Genomic DNA, 23,878 nt, shown 5'->3' with positions numbered 1-23,878 from the left:
TCTTTTACTCCTGATTACTTAGCGGTTTTACGGTACTGCTCAATTAACTCGATAAAGTGGTCGAACAACGGCGCGGCGTCGTGTGGACCCGGACTGGCTTCAGGGTGGCCCTGGAAGCTGAATGCCGGTTTATCGGTGCGATGAATGCCCTGTAACGTACCGTCGAACAGGGATTTATGCGTAACACGCAGGTTTGCAGGTAATGTTGCTTCATCCACCGCAAAACCGTGGTTCTGGGCGGTGATCATCACCACGTTTTTTTCAACATCTTTAACCGGATGGTTGCCGCCGTGGTGTCCAAATTTCATTTTGACAGTCTTCGCACCGCTCGCCAGCGCCAGCAACTGATGGCCGAGGCAGATGCCGAATACCGGGATGTCGGTTTCGAGGAATTTCTGGATGGCAGTAATAGCGTAATCACACGGTGCCGGGTCGCCAGGACCGTTGGAGAGGAAGATACCGTCTGGATTCATTTTCAGTACATCTTCCGCAGAGGTTTGCGCCGGAACGATGGTCAGGCGGCAGCCTCTATCCACCAACATGCGCAGGATGTTGCGCTTGGCACCAAAATCATAAGCCACAACATGGAACGGCAGCTCGTCTTCTTTCTTCGCTTCTGGCAGGCCGCCGGTCAGCGTCCAGCTCCCTTGTGTCCAGCTATAGGATTCTGCGGTGGTCACTTCTTTTGCCAGATCCATGCCGTTCAGACCTGGGAACGCGCGGGCTTTTTCTAACGCCAGCGCCGCATCCGGGTTATCGCCTGCGATAATGCAGCCATTCTGTGCGCCTTTCTCACGCAGTAAACGCGTCAGCTTACGGGTATCGATATCAGCAATCGCCACGATGTTATGGCGTTTAAGGTAAGAAGAGAGGTCTTCGGTATTACGGAAGTTGCTGGCAATCAGCGGCAGGTCGCGAATCACCAGACCTTGTGCATGTACCTGAGAAGATTCTTCATCGGCGTCATTAGTGCCGATATTGCCAATATGGGGATAAGTAAGAGTAACGATTTGACGAGAATAGGAAGGATCAGTGAGGATTTCTTGATAACCGGTCATTGAAGTATTGAAAACGACTTCCCCAACCGCCGAACCTGTTGCCCCTATGGCCCGACCGTGAAACTGGGTTCCGTCTTCCAGAACCAATAGCGCTGACTTAATCAAAACACCCTCCAGAGAATATTCACTCACTTTATTTGCATATTAATTCACAATGATGACGTAAATCAATGCAAATCTGCTTACCGACGAATTTCTGGCAAACGGCGGCATTCTGGAGAGATGAGAGCTAAAAGTCAACTTAATGGTGGTATTTTTTATATTATTTTGTGGCTCATGCATGTTTTGCAGGCATTAAGCGACAAAAAGATCATATAACCCGTTCTGGAAAACGCTTGCGCAGCAAGAAGATTGTATAAAATCAAAACGCGTAGAAAAAAGTGGACCAAATGGTCAAAATTTACATTAAAACAACAAAAACAGAAGAGAAAACATGTTATTTTTAGCACACTATACGATTTTATAAATAAAAAACTCAAAATAAAAGGGCTAAAAATTAAAGCCCTTTATAATCAATAAATTAAATATGTTATTTTTGCACCATCACAAATGTTTTGTGGTTACAAATTATTGAGATCAAGCACATCTCGCATATCAAAAAGACCACTTTCCTTACCACTCAACCACAAAGCCGATCTTACCGCACCGTTAGCAAATGTCATGCGGCTGGACGCCTTATGGGTGATCTCCAGACGCTCACCAATATCGGCAAACATCGCGGTATGTTCGCCAACGATGTCACCTGCACGCACGGTGGCAAAACCAATGGTGCCAGGCACACGTTCACCGGTATGGCCTTCACGACTGTAGACCGCGCAATCTTTCAGATCTTTATCCAGGGCGTGGGCGATCGCCTCTCCCATTGCCAGTGCGGTGCCTGAAGGCGCATCAACTTTATGTCTATGATGTGCTTCAATAATTTCGATATCGGTGTAGTCACCCATCACTTTGGCTGCTTTCTCCAGCAGCTTAAGCATGACGTTAACGCCAACGCTAAAATTGGCGGCAAAGACAATCGCAATATCGGCGGCGGCGTCACGAATCGCCTGTTTACCGGCTTCGTCAAACCCCGTAGTGCCGATCACCATCCCTTTGCCATGCTGGCGACAAAAAGCGAGATGATTCAACGTACCTTCCGGACGGGTAAAATCGATAAACACATCAAAATCATCTTTTATCGCATCAAGGCTGCTTTGCACAGTAACGCCTGTTTTTCCTGCACCCGCCAGCTCACCGGCGTCGCTGCCCAGTAAAGAAGATCCTTCGCGCTCCAGCGCCGCGCCCAGCTGCACGCCTTCTAATGCCAGCGCCGCCTGAATCAACTGGCGGCCCATACGCCCCCCGGCTCCCGCGATGGCAACGCGGATGTTTGCATCATGCATAGCTATTCTCTTTTGTTAATTTGCATAGACCGTTTTCAGAGTAACCAGCGCATCGCTACGCCGCCAGCCAAAAACGCTGATAATTAGAAATTAATGATAAACAGGGAGGGATATCAGTGAAAGGCATGAGTCGATGAATGACTGCATGCCGATAACATGTGACAGGTTACGACGCCAGAGCCAGCACCTCAGCCACCCACTGCTGGAAACCTTTCACATCCAGATCCAGCGCCACCTGCACGTTTGCAGGTTTACTCAGGCAACCATCAATATCAACAACCGTAGTACCTGAGGTAAATTCACCCTGAGTTTCCACCGCCACAAAACACGGTTTGAGAGTGAACAAGTCTGGGCGCACCAGCCAGGCGATGGCGCAGAGATCGTGCATACGCAGACCGCTTTGCATACTGCCGCTACGGTAGTGGCTAAACAGGGCGTGCAACATTTTCCCGGTACGATTCAACTCCGGCAAAGTAGCGAGATAGTCAGGAGTTAATATTGCCTGATTGGTGACATCCAGACCGCACATAACGATTTCGATGCCGCTACGGAAGACACAGGCTGCCGCTTCTGGATCGGCAGCGATATTAAACTCGGCGTTTGGCGTACAGTTGCCGCGTCCGGCAGAACCGCCCATGATCACCAGACGGCGAATATGCGGTTTGCATTCCGGGCATTGTGAAAGTAACAGCGCAATATTGGTTAACGGGCCGATGGCTACCAGCGTAACAGGCTCAGGCGCACGCAGCAGGGCATCACGAATCGCCAGAAATGCGGGTTTGTCCAGTGGGCTTCTGTTGTGCTCGACAAAGTCGTAGCCAGCCATTCCCGATTCACCGTGCACAGATGCTGCATTACGCGGTGCGCGTACCAGCGGCACAGCGGCTCCCTGGGCGAGCGGAATATCCGCATTCCAGAAATGCAGCAGTTGCAGGGCGTTGCGGGTAGTTTTCTCAACCGAAACATTACCCGCGACGGTGGTCATCAGTTGCAGGTCGAGTTCGGGGGCAAAAATCGCGGCGGCAATGGCGACCGCATCGTCAATGCCTGGGTCTGTATCAAGGAAGATGGGTATAAGTTTTGTCATTACTGTCTCTCCTGGCTTGTTACTTGCTCATGGCTTTGAACTCATCGCGGCTGATACAGATATCCGAAATATCTTTATTCGTCACCAGACGCGGGCTAAGTTTATCGCCTTCAACAAACGGTACTAGCGGGCAAAATTCCCCTGGAGACGCTTTATCTTCCTGCCACTGAATTTCAATGGATTCCGGCTTCATACCTGGTTTCTGTGACTGAATGACTGTGCGGATATCCGTGGTTAACTGAAATGGCTCACACCCCTTCACATCAGTAAAAGTCGGCGTCAGATGACCATTCTTACGTTCCTGCAGATAAAAAATGCGGCCATCGTGATAGGAAGGAATTACGTAGCAGGTATACATTTTACCTTTGCTTAGCACGGGCTGAAGATAACTTGAACCTCTCTCGATCAATTCAACCTCTTTCCCCTTCCAGCGATAAACGTCAACCCCGTGACTACAGCAGCTTCCTCGCCAATGGCTGACGATCTGCTTATATTCTGCATCTGGCTCCGGCGAGGTGATTTCCTGATAAGACGCAGGCGCATCAACAAAACGTTGTGTTGAGGGATCGTAAAGCCAGGTTTGTTCGGGGATATTGGGTCCAGCGGGTAACTCTTGCGGAATGGAAAGATCCGGATAACCATCAAAATTAACATCCTTCCATTGAGGCGTAAAAATGCTACAAGTGCCGATAGAAGCAGTATATAAGGTCTGTATCGGTTTCCCATCACGATATAATTTTATTGCTGAAATGACCGGAACATTATTACAGTCGATCGCTTTGGAAGGGTCGTAATCGTCATTCACTTCCGCCACCAGCACCAGATCAATGCCCGGATCGTTTTTGGGTTTGTTATAGTTAAGCGCAATGGGGAAATGGTGTTTTTTATCGGCTGAAGTCCATACACCTTTTATCTCAATCGGTGAAACTTCAGCATCCCATTGACCAGAAAGTGTCTGTGCGCGCTCCTCAAGAAGCAACCGCTTAACCTGGAGAGATCCACGCAGAATTAATCGCATTTTTCTCTGATTGCAGGGTTCATAGCAATAGCTACCATGAAGGTCGTTGTTAATCCGCGTGATATCGACACTTACCTGCTTACCCGCAATCGTCCCGGAATAATTTCGATCCCAGAACGGAAATTCAAGCTGCGAAGCGCCATTGGCCGCTCCCAAACAAAATACAAAAGCCAAAAATCCCGCCAATCCATAAGCTATCTTGCTCATCATCCTTGCCTCCGCAGAAGAGTACAGCTAAAAAAAACCAGCAACGAATGTGCTGGTTTTGAATGATTAATCTTTACTCGACTTCACGAATATCGACACGCAGCTCTTTTGGCACTTCGAAAACAATGTTTTCTTCACGGCCTTCCAGCGAAATGGCTTCACCACCGCCCAGTTGCTGTAAACGTGCGACTACATTCTGCACCAGAATATCCGGAGCCGATGCGCCCGCAGTTACGCCAACGCAGTTCACGCCTTTTACCCACTCTTCCTGGATATCTTTCGCATCGTCAATTAAAAACGCGCGTTTGCCCATACGCTGGGCCAGTTCCGCCAGACGGTTGGAGTTGGAAGAGTTTTTTGAACCAACCACCAGTACTACTTCCGCCTGTTCTGCCAGAGCGCGTACCGCTTCCTGACGGTTAGTGGTGGCGTAGCAAATGTCATCTTTGCGCGGACCGACAATTTTCGGGAAGCGTTTACGCAGCGCGTCGATCACATCAGACGTGTCATCCACCGACAGCGTGGTTTGGGTCATAAAGGAGAGTTTCTCTTCGTTTTTGACCGTCAGTTTCCACACATCGTCCGGCGATTCGACCAGATACATTCCCCCTTCCGGGTTGCTGTACTGACCCATCGTCCCTTCCACTTCCGGGTGACCGGCGTGACCGATAAGAATAGACTCTTCACCACGGCGGCTGGCACGGGCGACTTCCATATGCACTTTGGTCACCAGCGGACAGGTGGCATCAAACACCGTCAAATCACGGCTTTTCGCTTCGTTACGTACCGCCTGAGAAACACCGTGTGCGGAGAAAATCAGGATCGCGCCGTCCGGGACTTCGCTAATCTGCTCAATAAAGATAGCCCCACGCTCCCGCAGGCTATCGACCACGTAGCGGTTATGCACCACTTCGTGACGGACATATATCGGTGCGCCGTAAATGGCCAGCGCGTTTTCAACAATGCTGATAGCGCGGTCTACCCCGGCACAAAAACCACGCGGGTTGGCCAACAGGATCTGCATGTTACGCCTCCAGTGCCGGATCGATTTCCAGCACTTCAATATCAAAATGAACGGTCTGCCCGGCCAGCGGATGATTGAAATCAACGGTAATGGAGTCGCCGTTAATTTCGCGGATCACGCCAGGCATCTCACTGCCATCCATTGCGGTAAAAAGCATGATTGCACCAATTTCTGGCTCGCCTGCATCCATAAACTCACGGCGGGAGAAGTACTGAATCAGGTCCGGTGACGGCACGCCAAACGCCGCATCTGGCTCCAGCGAGAAGGTGGTTTTATCACCCACTTTCAGCCCCAGCAGGTGTTGCTCCAGACCTTCGGAGAGAGAAGCATCGCCCAGGCGGAACAGCGCCGGTTTACCGTTGTTGCGGGTAGACTCGGCGGTGGTGCCATCGTCGAGTTTTAGCGTGAAGTGCACCAGGACGGCGCTATTGCTCTGTACAGATTCAGACATGCAGGTTTGCTCTTATATTTTGAGGATTTTTGCCGGATGCGGCCTACGATTTCACAGCAATCTGTAGGCCGGATAAGATGCGTCAGCATCGCATCCGGCAGGGTTTATTATTGTTTTTTCGCTTTCGAAGGTAAAAAACCTTCCAGCACAATCAGTGCCGCACCGACACAGATAGCAGTATCGGCGAGGTTGAAGGTGGCGAAGTGCCAGTCGCCGACGTAGAAGTCGATCATATCGACAACGAAGCCGTGCCACAGGCGGTCGAACAGGTTGCCCAGCGCGCCGCCAATAATCAGCGCGTAAGCGATATTGTTCAGCTTCTGCGTGGCCTTCGAGCGATACATCATCACTACCAGAATCACGCTAATACCAATCGCAATACCGGCAAAGAACCAACGCTGCCAGCCGCCGCTATCGGCAAGGAAACTAAACGCCGCGCCATAGTTACGCGCATAATGCAGATTAAGCGACGGGAACAGCGGGACCGTATCCCCCAGAGCAAAGTTCTGGAGGATCAGGTATTTGCTGCCCAGATCGATAATCAGCACGACTACCACCAGCCACAGCCAGCGTAGCCCTGTTGAACAGATCGATTGACTCATCAGGCAAACTTACGTTTTTCACCGTCACCGGCGACGTTGCTGACACAGCGGCCGCAGATTTCTGCGTGTTCCGCCACCTTGCCGACATCCTGGGTGTAGTGCCAGCAGCGTGGGCACTTCTCACCTTCGGCTTTACTCAACGCGACTTTCAGCCCTTTGAGTACTTCGCTCTGCTGAGCATCAGCAGGGGCGTCGTTATAGTCTGCAACGGTAGCGCCGGAGGTCAACAGGACAAATCGTAATTCATCGCCCAGCGCGGTCAGTTTCGCCGCCAGTTCCGGTTCTGCATACAAGGTTACTGCCGCTTCCAGCGAGCCACCCACTTTCTTGTCGGCACGTGCTTGCTCAATGACTTTGTTCACTTCGCCACGCACTTTCAGCAGCTCGTCCCAGAACGCATCGTTCATCGCTTCGCTGTCTGCCAGACCAAACAGGCCTTCGTACCACTCGCCGGTGAAGACGTATTTTTCACGTTCGCCCGGCAGATAGCCCCACACTTCATCAGCGGTGAAGGAGAGGATTGGTGCCATCCAGCGAACCAGCGCTTCTGCGATGTGATACAGCGCAGTCTGGCAGCTACGACGCGCCACGCTGTCCGCTTTCGCGGTGTACTGGCGGTCCTTAATGATGTCGAGGTAGAAAGAGCCCATCTCAACGGAGCAGAAGCGCATCAGACGCTGTACCACTTCGTGGAAATCGTATGCTTCGTACGCCTTGAGGATGTCTTCCTGCGCCGCTTTCGCACAACCTACGGCCCAGCGATCCAGTACCACCATCTCTTCCGGTTTCACCATATCTTTTGCCGGATCGAAACCGTTCAGGTTTGCCAGCAGGAAACGTGCAGTGTTACGGATACGACGATAGCTGTCGGCTGCACGTTTCAGGATCTCGTCAGAAACGGCCATTTCACCGGTGTAGTCCGTTGATGCCACCCACAGACGCAGAATATCCGCGCCCAGTTTGTTCATCACATCCTGCGGCGAAACGGTGTTGCCGATGGATTTAGACATCTTGCGACCCTGACCATCCACGGTAAAGCCGTGGGTCAGTACCTGACGATACGGCGCTTTGCCTTTCATCGCGGTGGAGATCATCAGGGAAGACATGAACCAGCCACGGTGCTGGTCAGAACCTTCCAGATACATGTCCGCTGCGTGACCAGCAAATTCCGGACGCACGTCAACAACAGAAGAGTGGGTAGATCCGGAGTCAAACCATACGTCCAGCGTATCCGGCACTTTCACGTACTGATCAGCTTCGTCGCCGAGGATCTCTTTCGCATCAAGATCCCACCATGCCTGAATGCCATCAACTTCAACGCGTTTTGCCACTTCTTCCATCAGTTCGAGGGTACGCGGATGCAGCTCTTCCGTGTCTTTGTGCACGAACAGTGACATCGGTACGCCCCAGGTGCGCTGACGGGAGATACACCAGTCAGGACGGTTAGCGACCATCGACTCGATACGCGCCTGGCCCCAGTCAGGGATCCACTGCACGCCTTTGATCTCTTTCAGTGACTGCGCACGCAGACCTTTCTGATCCATGCTGACGAACCACTGCGGCGTAGCGCGGAAGATGATCGGCGTTTTGTGACGCCAGCAGCACGGATAGCTGTGCTGCATTTTCTCAACGTGCAGCAGCGCGCCTTTTTCCTGTAGCAGCGCAACGACGATGTCGTTCGCTTTGAAGACGTTAACACCATCCAGCGTCGGGTAAGTACCCGGCAGATAAGTACCGTCCGGGCCAACCGGGTTAGCGGTTTCCAGACCATATTTCTGACCGATCACATAGTCGTCCGGACCGTGGCCTGGCGCGGTGTGAACGGCACCGGTACCGGCATCCAGCGTAACGTGATCGCCAAGAATTGCCGGAACGTCGAAGCCCATAAACGGATGGGTAAAGCGCAGCAGCTCCAGCTCCGCACCTTTTACCGTGCCGAGAATGGTGTAATCGGTCACGCCGATACGCTGCATTACGCTTTCAACCAGATCTTTCGCCAGAATCACGGCCTGACCGTCGATCTGCACCAGCGCATAGTCGAAATCCGGTGCAATGGAGATTGCGCGGTTGGCAGGCAAAGTCCACGGCGTAGTGGTCCAGATCACCAGCGAGATTGGGCCGTTAACGTTGCTTACGGCAAATTTTGCTTTCAGTGCATCCTGATCGACTGCCTGGAAAGCGACGTCGATGGACGGAGAAGTTTTGTCGTAATACTCAACTTCCGCTTCCGCCAGCGCAGAACGGCAGTCAACGCACCAGTGCACCGGCTTCGCGCCTTTGTGCAGGTGACCGTTGCCGATGATTTTGCCCAGCGCGCGGATGATATTGGCTTCAGTTTTGAAGTCCATAGTCAGGTACGGGTGCGACCAGTCGCCCAGCACGCCCAGACGGATAAAGTCTTTGCGCTGACCGTCAACCTGGGTCGCAGCGTATTCGCGGCACTTGGCGCGGAACTCGGCAGCGGTGAATTTCTCACCCGGCTTACCGTATTCTTGCTCTACTTTCAGCTCGATCGGCAGACCGTGGCAGTCCCAGCCAGGCACATACGGCGAGTCATAACCGGAAAGCCCTTTGGACTTCACGATAATGTCTTTCAGAATCTTGTTAACCGAGTGACCAATATGAATGCTGCCATTCGCATAAGGAGGGCCATCATGCAGAATGAAGGTTTTTTTGCCTTTTTTAGCCGCACGGATGATGCCGTACAGATCATCATCAGTCCAACGCGCCAGCATTCCCGGTTCGCGCTTGGCGAGATCGCCACGCATCGGGAACCCTGTTTCCGGCAAATTCAGGGTTGATTTATAGTCACTCATCAGATTCTCGGTTCCGTATTTCGGTTTGATTACATAACAGGCTTAAGCCGGTTTTGTTAGCCCAAAAAATTCGCGGGCGGTTAATTCATCACGCGCAATCTGCGCTTTCAGTTCGTCCAGCGACGCAAATCGCTGCTCATTGCGTATTTTTTTACGCAGCACTACTTGTATATGGCGACCATACAGGTCCATTGCAACATCTAACAAATGCACTTCCAGCTGCTGGCGAATACCGGCAACCGTTGGGCGTGTTCCGATGTTTGCAACGCCGGGTAACGGCTTTTCACCGAGGCCCAGCACTTCTACCGCATAAACCCCTTTCACCGGGGAAACCTGACGGCGCAGCGGTACATTCGCCGTCGGGAAACCTATAGTGCGCCCTAATTCATCACCGTGGACCACACGCCCGGAGATGGCAAACGGGTGCCCCAGTAAACTTTCTGCCAGAGCCAGATTGTCATCCGCCAGCGCCTGACGTACAGCGGTACTGCTGATGCGCACGCCACCTTCGCAAAAAGTTTGCGTACTGGTGATATCGAAGCCGTATTCCGCGCCAGCTTTCTGTAATAACAAGAAATCGCCTTCACGACCAGCGCCAAAGCGGAAATCATCCCCTACAGCAAGAAATTTTACCCGCAAATGCTTCACCAGAAGGTCACTGATGAAATTTTGCGCGGTTAACGCCGCGAAACGCCTGTCGAAACGCACGCACAGCACGTAATCAACGCCACACTCTGCAAGGTAACGCAGTTTTTCCCGCAGTCGGGTCAGCCGTGCCGGGGCTTTATCGGTAGCAAACAGTTCCAGTGGTTGAGGTTCAAAAAGCATCACCATCACCGGTAAGTTGCGCTTGCGCCCTTCTTCCTGCAAGCCCTGTAACAGCGCGCGATGACCGCGATGCACGCCGTCGAAATTACCAATAGTCAGCACACACCCTTCTTGCGGGGCCTGGCTGAGATTATGTATGCCGCGTATCAGCTTCATGTCTGGCTCAAAACAGTGAAAATCGTCCGAGTATACCTTGTACAGCGGTCAAGGTTAACCGGCGATTGAGTACCGAAATCAGAAAGAAGTGGCTTTTCATTGCCATGCCGCAAATTACGGGAAGAAACAGACCGCCTGCTGCAATTTTTATCGCGGAAAAGCTGTATTCGCACCACGCAAGCTGGTAGAATCCTGCGCCATCACTACGTAACGAGTGCCGGCACATTAACGGCGCTTATTTGCACAAATCCATTGACAAAAGAAGGCTAAAAGGGCATATTCCTCGGCCTTTGAATTGTCCATATAGAACACATTTGGGAGTTGGACCTTGGCTAATATCAAATCAGCTAAGAAGCGCGCCATTCAGTCTGAAAAGGCTCGTAAGCACAACGCAAGCCGTCGCTCTATGATGCGTACTTTCATCAAGAAAGTATACGCAGCTATCGAAGCTGGCGACAAAGCTGCTGCACAGAAAGCATTTAACGAAATGCAACCGATCGTGGACCGTCAGGCTGCTAAAGGTCTGATCCACAAAAACAAAGCTGCACGTCATAAGGCTAACCTGACTGCACAGATCAACAAACTGGCTTAATCGCCAATTTGCTGAAGCTTTGTGAAAAAGCCCGCGCAAGCGGGTTTTTTTATGCCTGCTGCTTTTGTGATGCGTGAGAAAACACACTGCCGGTTGTCAGATAGTCAAAAGTTGCAGGTGCTTGCAGACATGCCGTTACACTCTCTGGACTCTTCGTGGCTTAAAAAGCGCAGAACCATCGGCTGATACATTCTGAATAAGAATATCTACTCAATCTCCAGACTCCCCTACATAGAATGTGGAGATCGTGATACACATTGAGGTCTTAAACTTAAGATCACTCTATTTTTGAATTAAATTCCTATACTCTTTAACCATCCATAAATATCACTTTATTAAATCTAATAAATTATTAACCACAATCAATACAGGTTAAATACTTATTTATAATGTACTTATTAAAAACTAATGAGCGATTTTTGATAGTAATCACATATACTTTAAAATAAATTAATAAAAAAACTCATCAAATTCAAGGACTGATAATGAAAGATGGTATATATACTTTGCCACATTATCTTTATAAATCAAATATAGCAGATAATGAAACAATAAAGGAAACAAGAAAAGACAATTCATTAAAAATATTATGCGAGTATAAAACAGAGTTAATTATTTTATTTGATGATTTTTTTAGAAGCCAACAGTTACCTAAAATATCTCCAGCACTTCATTTTTTATTTCAACAGACTAATTTGATAGATGCGCATTTTTATAGATGTAAAGTCCAAGAACACACAATCCAACTTTCTTTTTTAAAAGACAAAAACATCACATTACTTAGATTGGATGTTTTTGATGACTTCACAAGTGAATATATTACTGAAGATATTAAGATATCAGAAGATTGCCATGTCAAATTCCTTAAATTTTTAAAGACAAACTTCGATCAGGAAATATACGATCAGTTATATACTCCTGAAATATTTTATGAAGCCTGCAAAAAAGTTCAGTCATTTTATGATCAACAGGATACCTTGCTAAACAGAAAATACAGAGAAATAGACAAGAAAAAAGGTTATCTTAGCAAGGAACTCAAAAAGCTAATTAAAATGAATACATACCCTGAGTTATACAATGGGCAATATCAAAAAATCCCTTACTTATCCATCGATGTTAACCAAGATATAACATGGCAGAATTTTAAAACTAGCAACACAGCATATTTACTGCTTTGTGAAAAATTATCATCTTTTAAAATTACGACTAATCAATTAATACAAAAAACAGCTTGCTGCACAACTGAAAAAACGACCACCAATAAATTTAATGTTGTCTTTTCTTACGACGGGTATTATATAAAGGAATTTATACTTTTATTACCCTATAATAAATCCATGGAGATTTATGAACTTAACAAGCAAAAAATCCAGTACTTGACTGCTCCAAATATTAACATACATAAAATATTGCTATCAAACTTAACGATAGAAAAGAGCAACCTGACATATGGTTATTATTCCACTTGTATATTATCAAATATATCATGCTTTGAAAGTGACTTATCAAACACAACCTTTTTCAATGGAGAAATAAATAATCTTTTCTTAAAAAAATGTAATATATTTGGAGTATTCTTCATTAAAACAAAAATAAAAAACCTTCTCTGTGAAGATATTATGCCTGTTCGATGGACCACTCAACTTGTCAATAAGTACTTAGGTAACATATATACAGGAGTATTCAAAACACTGGGAAGTATTGATGACAAAGCGTCTCGTTTCGAAATTTTGATTCCATTGGTTCAAACATTAGTTCGCGACAATGTAACGCTAAATAATGATGTGTATCAAGAATTGAGTAAGTATATGCACGATTACGACAAAACATCTCCGGAAATGAGTAAATACCTTCAGAGCATCAATGAAAGTATGTTCCTTATGACAAACATCCCTCATCAGGATCCCCCCCCAAAGAAAGATGTTATTCAGAATAAAATTACATCTGATGTATATTAATTCACTGCAGAGAAATAAAAAAACCTGAAACATGCACTCAAATATTCTACTCTTCACTCTAATGAGTGAACCCCAGAACTTTTATAAAGAAGCGAGCAACGAAGAATATTAAACTTTCAACATTTCATCAACATCACATCAAAAATTTAAAAACTTAAACATTAATATAAATAGTAACAACCTGATCACATAATCAGGTTTGAAAATGAGCAACCTTCCATACTAGTCAATTAAGGATGATTTATGAAAAAGTATATTATTCCGTTCGTGGCGACAACGTTGATATTCAGCGTAACAACCTTCGCCAAGGATGTCGATCAAGGAACACTAACCGTTAGAGGAGAAGTTGTTGATACAACGTGTGACTTTGTTAATGGTGATTCAATAACCGATATTGTTGTCGAAGATGTTGTAACCAGTGCAATGAATCAACTTATTAATAATGAAATCTATACTTTAAAAACCGGTTCAACCGCTCATGACTTAGAAATTCAGTGTGATGGCAATACAGCAACAAATATCGAAGTATTAGCCTCAGAGTTTGATGCTAATAACTTTACGTTGAATAAAGGAACTGCTGAAAACGTTGGCTTTGCCATTTTCCTCGGTGATGGAAATATGAGAAGAATGTTACCAGGTGTAAAAACACCGCTGAAAGATAATGGTTCTGGACAATATTTTCTTAATTTAAATGCACAATATGAGCGTACAAGTACCGATCCTGTAACAAAAGGCTCCGTGGAGTCAACCGTGACGATTAAAATCAGTGCAGATTAAAATTTTTATGCCGGTAGCTCTGCTACCGGTATTATTTACGGAGTGATTACATGAGAATTATAACAGCATTGCTGATGTCATTTTTTATTTTACCTGTTCATGCGGGTGTGGTCATCTATGGTACGCGTATTATCTATCCAGAAAAAAACAGAGAAGTTCTCGTACAGTTAATGAATCAAAGCAAAAATGCCTCTTTGATTCAGGCATGGATCGATGATGGAAACACAACTATCGCGCCAGAAAAAATTCAGGTCCCATTTATTCTCACTCCGCCAGTAAGTCGTGTAGCAGGAGGTTCTGGCCAACAACTAAAAATAAAAAAATGCCAAACAATTCACCTCACAATAAAGAAAGTTTATTTTATCTAAATGTTATGGACATCCCTCCAAACAACCCACAAAATGCTGGAAAAAACAAAATTAAACTTGCATTGAAAAACCGTATAAAGTTACTTTGGCGTCCAAGCGGAATAGCTCCGGTAGATAAAAAAATCCTTTCTCAATTAAATATCAAAAAGAAAAACAACGCCATCTCAATAAACAATGAAACAGCCAACTGGATAACAGTTACAACTATCAAAGCACAAAACGTGAAAGTTAATAATGAAAGTATCCTACTGCCTCCATTTTCTAATAACGACATTACATTAAAAAATAACAACGCCTCAGAGTATGAACTAACGGTAGTTGATGATTACGGGAATAATATCAATAGTAAAATCGCTGCAAAATAACAGGTAAAAGTTATGTTAAGGACGACACGATGGGTCGCTGCAATTATTATTTTGTATTCTTTTCCAGGTTATGCTGAAGAAACTTTTGATACACACTTTATGATCGGCGGCATGAGAGGAGAAAAAGTTTCTGAATATCATTTAGATAATAAACAACCGCTTCCAGGAAACTACGAACTTGATGTTTATGTAAACCACCAGTGGCGTGGAAAACAAGATATCATGATCCCAGAGTCACCAACCAAACCATGTCTGCCTGAGGAGCTGTTCACCAAACTGGGGGTGAAGACCGATAAGATCAATACAGAAGATAATTGTATTTCACTGGATGAAGCAGTTCATGGTGGTCAATATCAGTGAACACCGACTAAATTTAAAGATCACACAGGCGTATATCATTGAACTTGAAAGAGGCTACGTTCCCCCAGAAAGTTGGGATCGCGGCATTGATGCTTTTTATACCTCCTATAATTTAAGTCAGTATCGCTCTTATGACAGTAATAATAACAGTAATACAGCCAGTTATGGTCGTTTTAACAGCGGATTAAATTATTTAGTTGGCAATTACACTCTGATGCCAGCTATAGCAAGCCTGATGATATGAAAGGCACATGGCAAAGTAATACTCTTTACCTGGAACGTGGCTGGTCGCAAATATTAAGCACAGTTCAGATAGGAGAAAATTATACATCCTCACTCATATTCGACTCTCTGCGATTTAGCGGAATACGCTTATTTCGCGATATGCAAATGTTACCTGATTCCATGCAGAGCTTTACACCTTTAGTACAAGGTATTGCGCAAAGTAATGCATTGATAACGGTTTCGCAAAATGGCGACATCATTTACCAAAAAGAGGTTCCTCCGGGACCATTTACTATCGCAGATTTGCAACTTTCGGGCAGCGGCGCTGATCTCGATGTCAGCATAAAAGAAGCAGATGGTAGTGTTCGTTCCTTTTTGGTGCCCTACTCTTCCGTGCCCAACATGCTGCAACCAGGTGTTTCAAATTTCGATTTTATCGCCGGACGCAGTAAGATATATGGTGTAAACAATCAGGAGGACTTTCTCGAGGCAAATTATATATATGGCCTCAACAATCTTTTGACACTTTATGGCGGTACGATTTTATCCGATAACTATAATGCTATAACCCTGGGAAATGGTTGGAATACACCGCTGGGTGCCATCTCTTTTGACGCTACCCGATCGAGTAGTAAGTTAAATAATGATATAACACACGAAGGTACGAGCTATCAGGTTGCCTATAATAAATATCTAGTGCAAACGGCTACTCGCTTTAGCGTGGCCGCCTGGCGTTATGCTTCGCAGGATTACAGGACATTCAGCGACCATCTTTACGAAAATGATAAACACAATCATCATAGTGAATATGATGATTTTTATGATATTGGCAGAAAAAATAGCCTTTCTGCCAATATTATGCAACCTTTATCCACCGGCATAAAAATTGCTCTCAACGATGAACAGAACTTATTTTGTACCATTACTTTTAAAAACGTTATCGATGAAAATAAAATATATATATGTCAGTAAAAGGAGTTTACTATGAAGTGGCTTTTATTGCTCTCCTTGAGTCTATATTCTTTTATTGTGCAAAGTGCTCCCTGTACACTGACCAATGTCGGTGAACAACGTGGAACTTACACTCTAAACCCACTTAATATGAAAGGTAATCTCGCTGTTGAAAAAATTGAAAACACTGGAAATATCATTGAGTGTGCGGATTTGCAAGATACGACCAACACCATTAAAGTTCATTTTTTAACACTGAACGCCTTAAGGTTTAAAGTGGGGGGCGTCATTATATTATTAATTTTCCTTTTGAATCTAACGGTAAAAAAATAGAACTACCCGGTAAATCATCTTATAATTTAGAAGAAATCTTATCTGCAATAAATTTCACGATTCCATATTCTATTACTTCGTTACCAGATAATTCTTACATCTCAGATATTTTTCCAGGGGCACCTTTTCCTTTGTTGTTCGAAATTGAAGTGAGCTCATGCATAGGGAGTAATACTAATTGTAACAGCGTCCGCTTTAACTTTAATTTAAATACCATTTTACAGGTTAACTTAATGACTTGTGGTTTTGAAGACAAATCCATCGACACTGGACGATTTGTACTGTCTCGTATCAATAGTGAAAATTATCAGTTTCATCATATAAGATTTGACTGCATCCAGGGCGAGCAAGGTGAATTAGTTTTTGAACCCATCGAAGTTGAATATTACTTTGAACCGGTGACGATACAGGAGTCAGGAACCAGCATATTAAAAAATGAGTTAGAAAACAGTGAGGACGGTGCGGGTCAAATAGGCTTTCAACTCTCCAATGATGGTACGAATGAAATCCAGTATGGCAAAAGCAATAGCTATGCTTTTCAGCATCCCCATGAAGGAAGTAATCAGATTCCTCTATTTATTCGCCCGCGTACATATGGAAATAATGTCTCAAGCGGACAAATAATGAGCCGAGTCAAAATCGTGGTAATGTACAACTAATCTATCTCCCCCACCTTAACTTTGGGGGAGTTGCCGATTAACGCGCCGCTGGACTAAAAAGCGCAGAATAATCCGTATTGCAGATTCGCTGTACCGCTGGATGCTGAATCATCCGCTCAGCAAAAATGGCATGGTACTCTTCCATCACATTTTCTACGCGACCAATTTCCACGACAGTTTTATCGGCATAAAAGTCATATGCATAAAGCGTTGGAGCAACGAAGATTGCATTGTGCATCGCACCAAAAGCTTTCATTAATGCGGCATCATCAAACTCGCCAAGGATTTCTACGTTTAATCCCTGGGAGTTAAACCAGTTAAGCAATTTGCGTCCCAACATTGAACGCCGTCCAGGAATCAAAAGCCGCCGTTCTTCCAGACAAGCCGGGAATGGTTTTTCCGGTGGTGGATTTGTACACCAGAAGCTCACGCCACATTCGCCAATTCTCACGGAGAACAGGCCTTCCTGCTGCGTAGAATCTATCGGACAGTCGGAAATGATCATATCCAGTTTATGCTGGCTTAATTGCTCCAGCAGCATTTCGTGGGTGGATTCGAAGCAGCGAAGATGAATCGGCTCGCCTTCTACCACTGCGGCGTTAAGTACGCTACTGACCAGGCGTTTAGAAAGTGCATCAGCCACGCCAACGTCAAACAATAAATTGGATTCTTTGCGATAGTTCACGATATCCAGCATTTCCTGGCTTAAGGTGAACATTTTATCGGCATAGCGATAGACCAGCTCTCCCAGCTCGCTGGGTTCGAGACCACGTCCCTTGCGCTTAAATAATTTGCCTTGCAGGCGCTCTTCCAGCGCCCGAATCTGTCCGGTAATGGTTTGTGGTGTTAAATAAAGCGCCTCCGCTGCGCCAACCACGGAACCTTCTTTATAGACATGCCAGAAGTAATACAAGTGGTTGTAATTGATATGAGACATGCTCATTTCTCTCCCTGATAACAATGAAAAGGGAGCCGTTTATGGCTCCCCGGTAAACCGTCCTGTCAAACTGATGGACGCAAACGAACGCGTAACCAGCTGTATCCAATTACCGCCGAAGAGATAGAACCGACCAGGATACCGAGTTTCGCCCAGTTAATCAGTTCTGGATCTACGCTACCAAAGGCCAGGCTGGCAATAAAGATAGACATAGTAAAACCGATACCGCACAGGATCCCCACCGCCATAATTTGCTGATAAGTCGTTCCCTCAGGCAGATGCGCCAGTTTCAAACGCAGCGCCAACCAGCAGAACAGACTAATCCCCAGCGGTTTGCCAATCAGCAAGCCAGCGATGATCCCCAATGGCAGAATGGAGGTCAAGCCATCCAGCGTGACGCCTTGCAGTGAAACGCCAGCATTAGCAAATGCAAACAGCGGTAAAATCAGATACGCCACCCACGGGTGCAACACATGCTCCAATCGCTTCGCTGGAGAACGCCCATGCTTCTCTTTCAAAGGAATAAAGAAGCCGACAATTACCCCCGCCAGGGTTGCGTGAACCCCCGATTTCAACACCGCAGTCCACAACACCACGCCAACCAGAATATAGACGCCCGTGCGGCGTACACCACACAGATTCAATACCGCGAGTACCGCAATTGCTACAGCCGCGACACCAAGAGAGGCCATCGATAAGTCATTAGTGTAGAACAATGCGATGATAATGATGGCCCCAAGATCGTCGATAATAGCCAGAGCCATCAAAAAGATCTTCAGCGCTAACGGAACACGACTTCCCAACAGCGCCAGCACACCAAGTGCAAAGGCAATGTCAGTAGCCGCCGGGATCGCCCACCCTTCGCGGGTAATCGAATCGGCATAGTTAAAGGCAAGATAGAGTAATGCCGGAACAATCATCCCACCAATAGCGGCGATAACTGGAAATGCGGCCTGCCGTAAGCTGGCTAGCGATCCTTGCATCAGTTCACGTTTAACTTCCAGACCGACTAACAGGAAAAATACCGCCATCAGCGCGTCATTTATCCATAACAGCATGTTTTTGTTGATTTCGAGTGAACCAACCCGGAGCTGAACCGGCGTCTCCAGAAAGTCGTGATACCATCCACTGGTTGCGCCGCTATTGGCCATAATCATCGCCAGGATAGCGGCAATGATAAGAATAATGCCTCCCGAGGCATCACTGCTAAAGAATCGATGCAGATGTTTCACTTTTTATTTCTCTTTCAGGTGAATAGATTGTTTTTACTATTTTACCCCGCACGAATCATCGTTAAAATCAGATTATAGTGTAGGAATAATTCGTTTTTTACGAACCATTGAAGGATTTGTGCCATCAGCGATGAGATGAGTTTTTGACGGCTGTAAGCGCTCACGAGTGACCCTAAGCCCTGATAATCATAGCTTAAGGTCAGGATTTCTGAGGGATTAATTAGGAAAAGTAATAATAAAATCGCACTGTGCTATAGCTGTTTATTCCAGAGATGCTTGAAAATATCTAATGTTGAGACAACATTGGCAGGCGACATTCGGTTTAATGAGAGTAGAAAGGGATGAGCCTCCAGGAAGTTGATAAAACGAGTCGCGCTTGCTAACGTCGAATACCGCATTTCATTTGCTTTCTTGTTTCCTGTAAGGTTACAAACAGCCATTGAATAATCACGGGCGGAAAATGCACGCCAAACATTATTTCTCACGCCACCACTCAAAAACAACCGCGGCGGCGTATCATAATGAGTCGTTTTCTCGCCGCGTTCTTTCACAAATGAAATATGGCACCGGCCTTGATGAATATGCTGTAAATTAGCCATTAGACAACCGCCTAATATAAAGCACTCGTGATCAAGGTAGTGTTGAATATTTATAGAATATGCTTCAGTCAGTGCTCTAACCAGTTCAAAATGGCGATACGCCGGAAGAACCGGTTTCACCAGCATCCCCGGATCGTTTTGATGTAATATCGCCCGACCATAATCAATATCAAATAAGGTATCACGCCGCATAGTAAGTAACTCCTTGCGTTGTACGTGATGCGCCAGTGTACCTGGAGACAAACGCTCTTCATAACTTGATGCATATTGATAATGCGACTCTACCGCTGATGAAGAATAATTTGTTGAAATAGCGACGACTCTACCGCTTTGTTCTTCTGCGGTAACAAGACTATAAAGATAGTTGTTACTACCGTTAAACTTTACGCGAAAAGCGCGGGTAGCGAGAGAAATATCAGAAGCAGAAGAGTACTGGCAACTTTCTTTATAGTTTACTTCCCGGGCTAGTTTCATCAACTCACGGTTAAGCCCTGTGCTATTAAGAAGTAATAATTTACGGATATCTGCAAGTGAGGCCCCTTGCTCAATCATCAATGCTAAATGTGTTCTTCGCGGCGTTGTATTTACATGATCCAGAGTGATAAAAGTTCTGGAACAATGATGATAATACATTCTCCTCTGGCCTTGTGCAGAATATCCATATTTTTTGAGGGACGTGCCTCCGCAAGTTGAACATTGGCAAATCAAACCTCTCCAGGAGTGATTCACAATATTACGATAAATATTAAGCGACTGTTCAGATATCACTGGAAACAAGTAACCACATTCACGGCATAAAATATTTTTACCCTGTGCGACATAATCCTGGCTATTCAGCACCCCCAGGTTTTTACATCCTGGTGTTTTGCAACAATCAACATTTACGTTGGTAAACATATCCACTCCCTGCGAATAGCCGTATCTTGATATTGTTCAACGCGAAAAGAACCTGATTCAATGCGTAGCACTGAATCAGGCGGGCATAGCCCTAAATGGCATACATTACATTTATTATGATTATCAGGTTAGCCCCAGGTCACTGCTTCTGGTTTATCACCCCTAGCTTTCATTAATGAATCATTATCAATATCGGCTTTATACTTTAAGAACTTACCATACATTTGTTTTTCAATGTCTGGATTTTTACCTATCTGATTAATGGTCTCAAAACGATCGGTTTTGAGGTTGTATAGGTACTTTGGCTTATTGTTACGATCGATGATCATTTTCCAGTCACCATCACGTATCGCCCATTCGTCGGTTGGATCATCCTGGAATGGCATGTCAATTCCGAAGATTAATGGCTTTTCACGTTTTAGCGCCTTGTTCTCAAGGACAGGAACCAACGATTCGCCATCAAAAGTGCGGTCCGTCGGTAATTTGAAGTTCATCATTTTCGCCAGCGTTGGCATCCAGTCCAGACCATAAACTGGCGTATCTGAAACTATTCCCTTTGGAAGATGCTTTCCGTATTTAATAATCGCCGGAACACGGATGCCGCCTTCCCAAAGGTTATCCTTGCGACCACGTAATCCATCAGTTTTCCCTGCCAAATTCAGTTCATAAACTTTACGTGCTTCACGGGTTACTGGGCCGTTATCACTGGTAAAAATAACGATGGTGTTATCTTCTTCACCCATCGCTTTGATTTTATCCAGTACTTTTCCAACCTAAGCATCCAGATAACTGATGTTGGCATAATATTCTCCTGTACCACGCCAGGGTTTATCCGCCCAGTCGCCATAAAATAAATCAGGATGCTGCTTCTGATAGTCGCTCATATAATGTGAGTACATGTCGAGGTATTTTTTGGGCGAAGCCAGGGGACTGTGCACTTCGGTAAAAGCGACATAAAGGAAGAAAGGCTTACTATCCTTTTTGTTATCCAACCAGTTAACGACTTCCGAACTGACATACTCACCACTCATTTTATCGGCACGAGGTGTAGGTTGCCCGTTACGCAACCAACCCGTCGGATACACCATACCAAAACGGGGACGCTCCTTCGCATTATCCAGAGTAGCGTCGGTAACAAAACCCGCCGTATTAACCAGTGAGTAATCAAAGCCCATATCTTTTGCCTGAGGCTGATCGGTACGATCGCCGCCTGCATTCAGATGCAGCTTACCCATCATGGCCGTGTCATACCCTTGCGCTTTGAGTAGATTAGCAATCGTGAGTTCATTACGCCCTAATGCCACATCTTTTCCCGTTGGGATCCATGAACGTATGCCGGTACGAAATGGCATCCGCCCCGTTAATAACCCCGCTCGCGAAGGAGAACTTAAGGGAGCTGGTGCATAGTAGTCAGTAAATTTGACGCCCTCCTGGGCAAGCCTGTCAATATTGGGGGTTTTAACGATCTGATGTCCATATGTTGCTAAATCACCATAGCCTAAATCATCCGCCATAATGATGACTAAATTGGGTTGTTTAGTCTCGGCAGCTACGACTGGATTAAAAGCATTCCCTGTGCAAACTGCAAGGCCGATCAAACTGGCCATTAATGTTTTCTGCATAATTATTCCCTGATGAAAATTAGAAATCATAACCAAGCATATAAATCATTTGATCGCCAAAACCATCGTAGCCCAACTTATTATCGAAATAACGCCACGTCACACTGGCTTTCCAGCGAGGATAGAACTTCCAGGCCACTGTTAAACCGCCATTTAGCCCATTCCGACCAAATTGTTGTTCCGCATAGGCATCATTTCTGTCCAGTTCTATTTCATTCCAGTTAGATAAAACAAATTTTTCGTCAAATAACGTAAAAGGTAATACTGCTGTCCAGCCAACAACATAACCATTCCAGCCATTTGTTTGTCCATATTTGGCTGAGACGTAGTCTCCAGATTGATTATGTAATCCAATATACGGTTTAAACCCCCCCCATGAACCATTCCAGCCGAGGTAGCCCAAACCATAAAACATATTAAGATCGTCACCCCATGAGTTATCCCATTGACCATAGATCTTGCCAAAGAAAGTCATATTGGAGTCAAAGAGTCTGACATGTGTCATAGCAGAAACGGTATGATTTCTCCCTGCTACAGCATGATTGAGTACATTACTTTCATAAAATGAGTAAAATTCTGCTTCTTTAAAATTTACCCCAAAATCCGCAGTCACTTTCCATACTTCACCACGGTGAGTATTTACAAATCCACTATTCCAGTCTGCATAACCTGCATTTATTGAGCCAAAGAAACCTTTATATTCTAATGAAGAATATGCAGGAAGATGATAGAAAATCGTTGTCAGGGCACACGCAATAAGAAGCCGTCTTTTGGCAGACATATAATATGCTCTCCATTCATTGTTTTTATGGTTCCATAGAAATCAATACATCAGATAATTCATTTTGATTAAGAACGACTCAGAAAGTATATTTAAAGGTGAATGGCAAAGCGTGATGGAGATCGCAGATTACTTTTACCCCCGGGTGTGGAGGTATCGTGTTTCAAAAAGTGTGTCGATTTTAAATATCACTCATTGATTTATAAACATTTTTCCTCACAAAAAGAAAATTCAATTCTGTACAAGAATATTTTGTATCTTCTATTACTTTCTCCAGTAATAACTCACCATTCAGGCATAACTTAAACCTCTTGTTCATAATCTCAACTTTTGTAAATGAAAACGCACATAAGAGTTAAAATAAACAATGTACTAAAGATTAATTACGCAAAAATGCGAGGCGTCTTCAGGATTAGAATCGATAAAACAGAATGGGTTAAAGAGAGCGATATAATAGCGGCGGGTGCTTGAGGCTGTCTGTCTCAGGCATTAGCTGAACGGCAGATAGAGAAAAGCCCCGAGTGATATTTTACCATCAACCCGAGGCCCCCTATATGCAGAACACATGTAGAGTGCCTCTTACTGACCGTAAG

17 protein-coding genes and 4 pseudogenes are annotated in these 23,878 nt (G+C 45.5%); 6 read left to right on the top strand and 15 right to left on the bottom strand.

The genetic code is table 11. From position 1 onward, the window contains the following. Nucleotides 1-14 precede the first annotated feature (14 nt). The 10 genes from carA to BEB54_RS07805 form a co-directional block, all read right to left on the bottom strand. Nucleotides 15-1,163 (bottom strand): glutamine-hydrolyzing carbamoyl-phosphate synthase small subunit, encoded by a 1,149-nt coding sequence (carA, locus tag BEB54_RS07855; protein WP_105277272.1) that lies wholly within the window; start codon nt 1,161-1,163, stop codon nt 15-17. Nucleotides 1,164-1,618: 455 nt separating this feature from the next. Beyond that, nucleotides 1,619-2,440 carry a 4-hydroxy-tetrahydrodipicolinate reductase gene (gene dapB, locus BEB54_RS07845; protein ID WP_000543585.1) on the bottom strand — a complete coding sequence of 274 codons (822 nt, stop codon included), beginning with the start codon at nt 2,438-2,440 and terminating at the stop codon, nt 1,619-1,621. A 166-nt stretch (nt 2,441-2,606) separates the two neighbouring features. After that, on the bottom strand, nt 2,607-3,527 hold the full coding sequence (rihC, locus tag BEB54_RS07840; RefSeq protein ID WP_088541461.1) for a ribonucleoside hydrolase RihC: 921 nt from the start codon (nt 3,525-3,527) through the stop codon (nt 2,607-2,609). A 19-nt stretch (nt 3,528-3,546) separates the two neighbouring features. Next, entirely contained in the window at nt 3,547-4,752 is a 1,206-nt protein-coding gene (locus BEB54_RS07835) for an XAC2610-related protein (RefSeq protein ID WP_105277314.1), read from the bottom strand. Between the two features lie 73 nt (nt 4,753-4,825). Next, nucleotides 4,826-5,776 (bottom strand): 4-hydroxy-3-methylbut-2-enyl diphosphate reductase, encoded by a 951-nt coding sequence (gene ispH / locus BEB54_RS07830; protein WP_105282168.1) that lies wholly within the window; start codon nt 5,774-5,776, stop codon nt 4,826-4,828. A gap of 1 nt (nt 5,777) precedes the next feature. Then, a complete protein-coding gene (gene fkpB, locus BEB54_RS07825) occupies nt 5,778-6,227 on the bottom strand; it encodes an FKBP-type peptidyl-prolyl cis-trans isomerase (protein WP_000004655.1) in 450 nt (149 codons plus the stop codon). Between the two features lie 107 nt (nt 6,228-6,334). After that, the gene (gene lspA, locus BEB54_RS07820; RefSeq protein ID WP_000083381.1) at nt 6,335-6,829 is read right to left on the bottom strand and encodes a signal peptidase II; all 495 of its coding nucleotides are present in this window, start codon (nt 6,827-6,829) and stop codon (nt 6,335-6,337) included. Then, nucleotides 6,829-9,645 (bottom strand): isoleucine--tRNA ligase, encoded by a 2,817-nt coding sequence (ileS, locus tag BEB54_RS07815; protein ID WP_001286856.1) that lies wholly within the window; start codon nt 9,643-9,645, stop codon nt 6,829-6,831. The genes lspA and ileS overlap by 1 nt, the downstream gene beginning before the upstream one ends. Nucleotides 9,646-9,687: 42 nt before the next feature. Next, nucleotides 9,688-10,629 (bottom strand): bifunctional riboflavin kinase/FAD synthetase, encoded by a 942-nt coding sequence (gene ribF / locus BEB54_RS07810; protein ID WP_000767324.1) that lies wholly within the window; start codon nt 10,627-10,629, stop codon nt 9,688-9,690. A 7-nt stretch (nt 10,630-10,636) separates the two neighbouring features. Further along, nucleotides 10,637-10,855, bottom strand: coding sequence for a DUF2575 family protein (locus tag BEB54_RS07805; protein ID WP_001353471.1), 219 nt, complete (start codon nt 10,853-10,855; stop codon nt 10,637-10,639). A 102-nt stretch (nt 10,856-10,957) separates the two neighbouring features. Between BEB54_RS07805 and rpsT the strand changes: the two genes are divergently transcribed. From rpsT to BEB54_RS28580, 6 genes and pseudogenes are all read left to right on the top strand, one after another. Beyond that, nucleotides 10,958-11,221: a 30S ribosomal protein S20 gene (gene rpsT / locus BEB54_RS07800; protein ID WP_001274021.1), complete on the top strand. Its 264-nt coding sequence runs from the start codon at nt 10,958-10,960 to the stop codon at nt 11,219-11,221. A 485-nt stretch (nt 11,222-11,706) separates the two neighbouring features. Then, nucleotides 11,707-13,179: a type III effector gene (locus BEB54_RS07795; protein WP_105277270.1), complete on the top strand. Its 1,473-nt coding sequence runs from the start codon at nt 11,707-11,709 to the stop codon at nt 13,177-13,179. A gap of 243 nt (nt 13,180-13,422) precedes the next feature. Further along, the gene (locus BEB54_RS07790) at nt 13,423-13,956 is read left to right on the top strand and encodes a fimbrial protein (RefSeq protein ID WP_105277269.1); all 534 of its coding nucleotides are present in this window, start codon (nt 13,423-13,425) and stop codon (nt 13,954-13,956) included. Nucleotides 13,957-14,006: 50 nt separating this feature from the next. Beyond that, nucleotides 14,007-14,689, top strand: a pseudogene (locus BEB54_RS07785) (fimbria/pilus periplasmic chaperone). 12 nt (nt 14,690-14,701) lie between these two features. Then, nucleotides 14,702-16,156, top strand: a pseudogene (locus BEB54_RS07780) (fimbria/pilus outer membrane usher protein); the annotation flags it as partial. A 102-nt stretch (nt 16,157-16,258) separates the two neighbouring features. Beyond that, nucleotides 16,259-17,217 (top strand): annotated as a pseudogene (locus tag BEB54_RS28580) (fimbrial family protein). 37 nt (nt 17,218-17,254) lie between these two features. On the opposite strand, the gene nhaR reads toward BEB54_RS28580, so the two are convergent. From nhaR to BEB54_RS07745, 5 genes and pseudogenes are all read right to left on the bottom strand, one after another. Further along, entirely contained in the window at nt 17,255-18,154 is a 900-nt protein-coding gene (nhaR, locus tag BEB54_RS07765; protein WP_001300855.1) for a transcriptional activator NhaR, read from the bottom strand. Between the two features lie 65 nt (nt 18,155-18,219). Next, on the bottom strand, nt 18,220-19,386 hold the full coding sequence (gene nhaA / locus BEB54_RS07760) for a Na+/H+ antiporter NhaA (RefSeq protein ID WP_105271167.1): 1,167 nt from the start codon (nt 19,384-19,386) through the stop codon (nt 18,220-18,222). Nucleotides 19,387-19,637: 251 nt separating this feature from the next. Then, nucleotides 19,638-20,882 (bottom strand): cytoplasmic protein, encoded by a 1,245-nt coding sequence (locus tag BEB54_RS07755; RefSeq protein WP_105277268.1) that lies wholly within the window; start codon nt 20,880-20,882, stop codon nt 19,638-19,640. 128 nt (nt 20,883-21,010) lie between these two features. Further along, a pseudogene (locus BEB54_RS07750) lies at nt 21,011-22,504 on the bottom strand (sulfatase family protein). Between the two features lie 19 nt (nt 22,505-22,523). Next, the gene (locus tag BEB54_RS07745; RefSeq protein ID WP_105277267.1) at nt 22,524-23,285 is read right to left on the bottom strand and encodes an outer membrane protein OmpK; all 762 of its coding nucleotides are present in this window, start codon (nt 23,283-23,285) and stop codon (nt 22,524-22,526) included. Nucleotides 23,286-23,878: the final 593 nt, after the last annotated feature.

The organism is Escherichia sp. MOD1-EC6021 (assembly GCF_002965245.1).
GTDB lineage: Bacteria > Pseudomonadota > Gammaproteobacteria > Enterobacterales > Enterobacteriaceae > Escherichia > Escherichia coli_F.
Note: the sequence above shows the minus strand (reverse complement) of the source record. Positions and strands in the feature narration are given on the sequence as shown.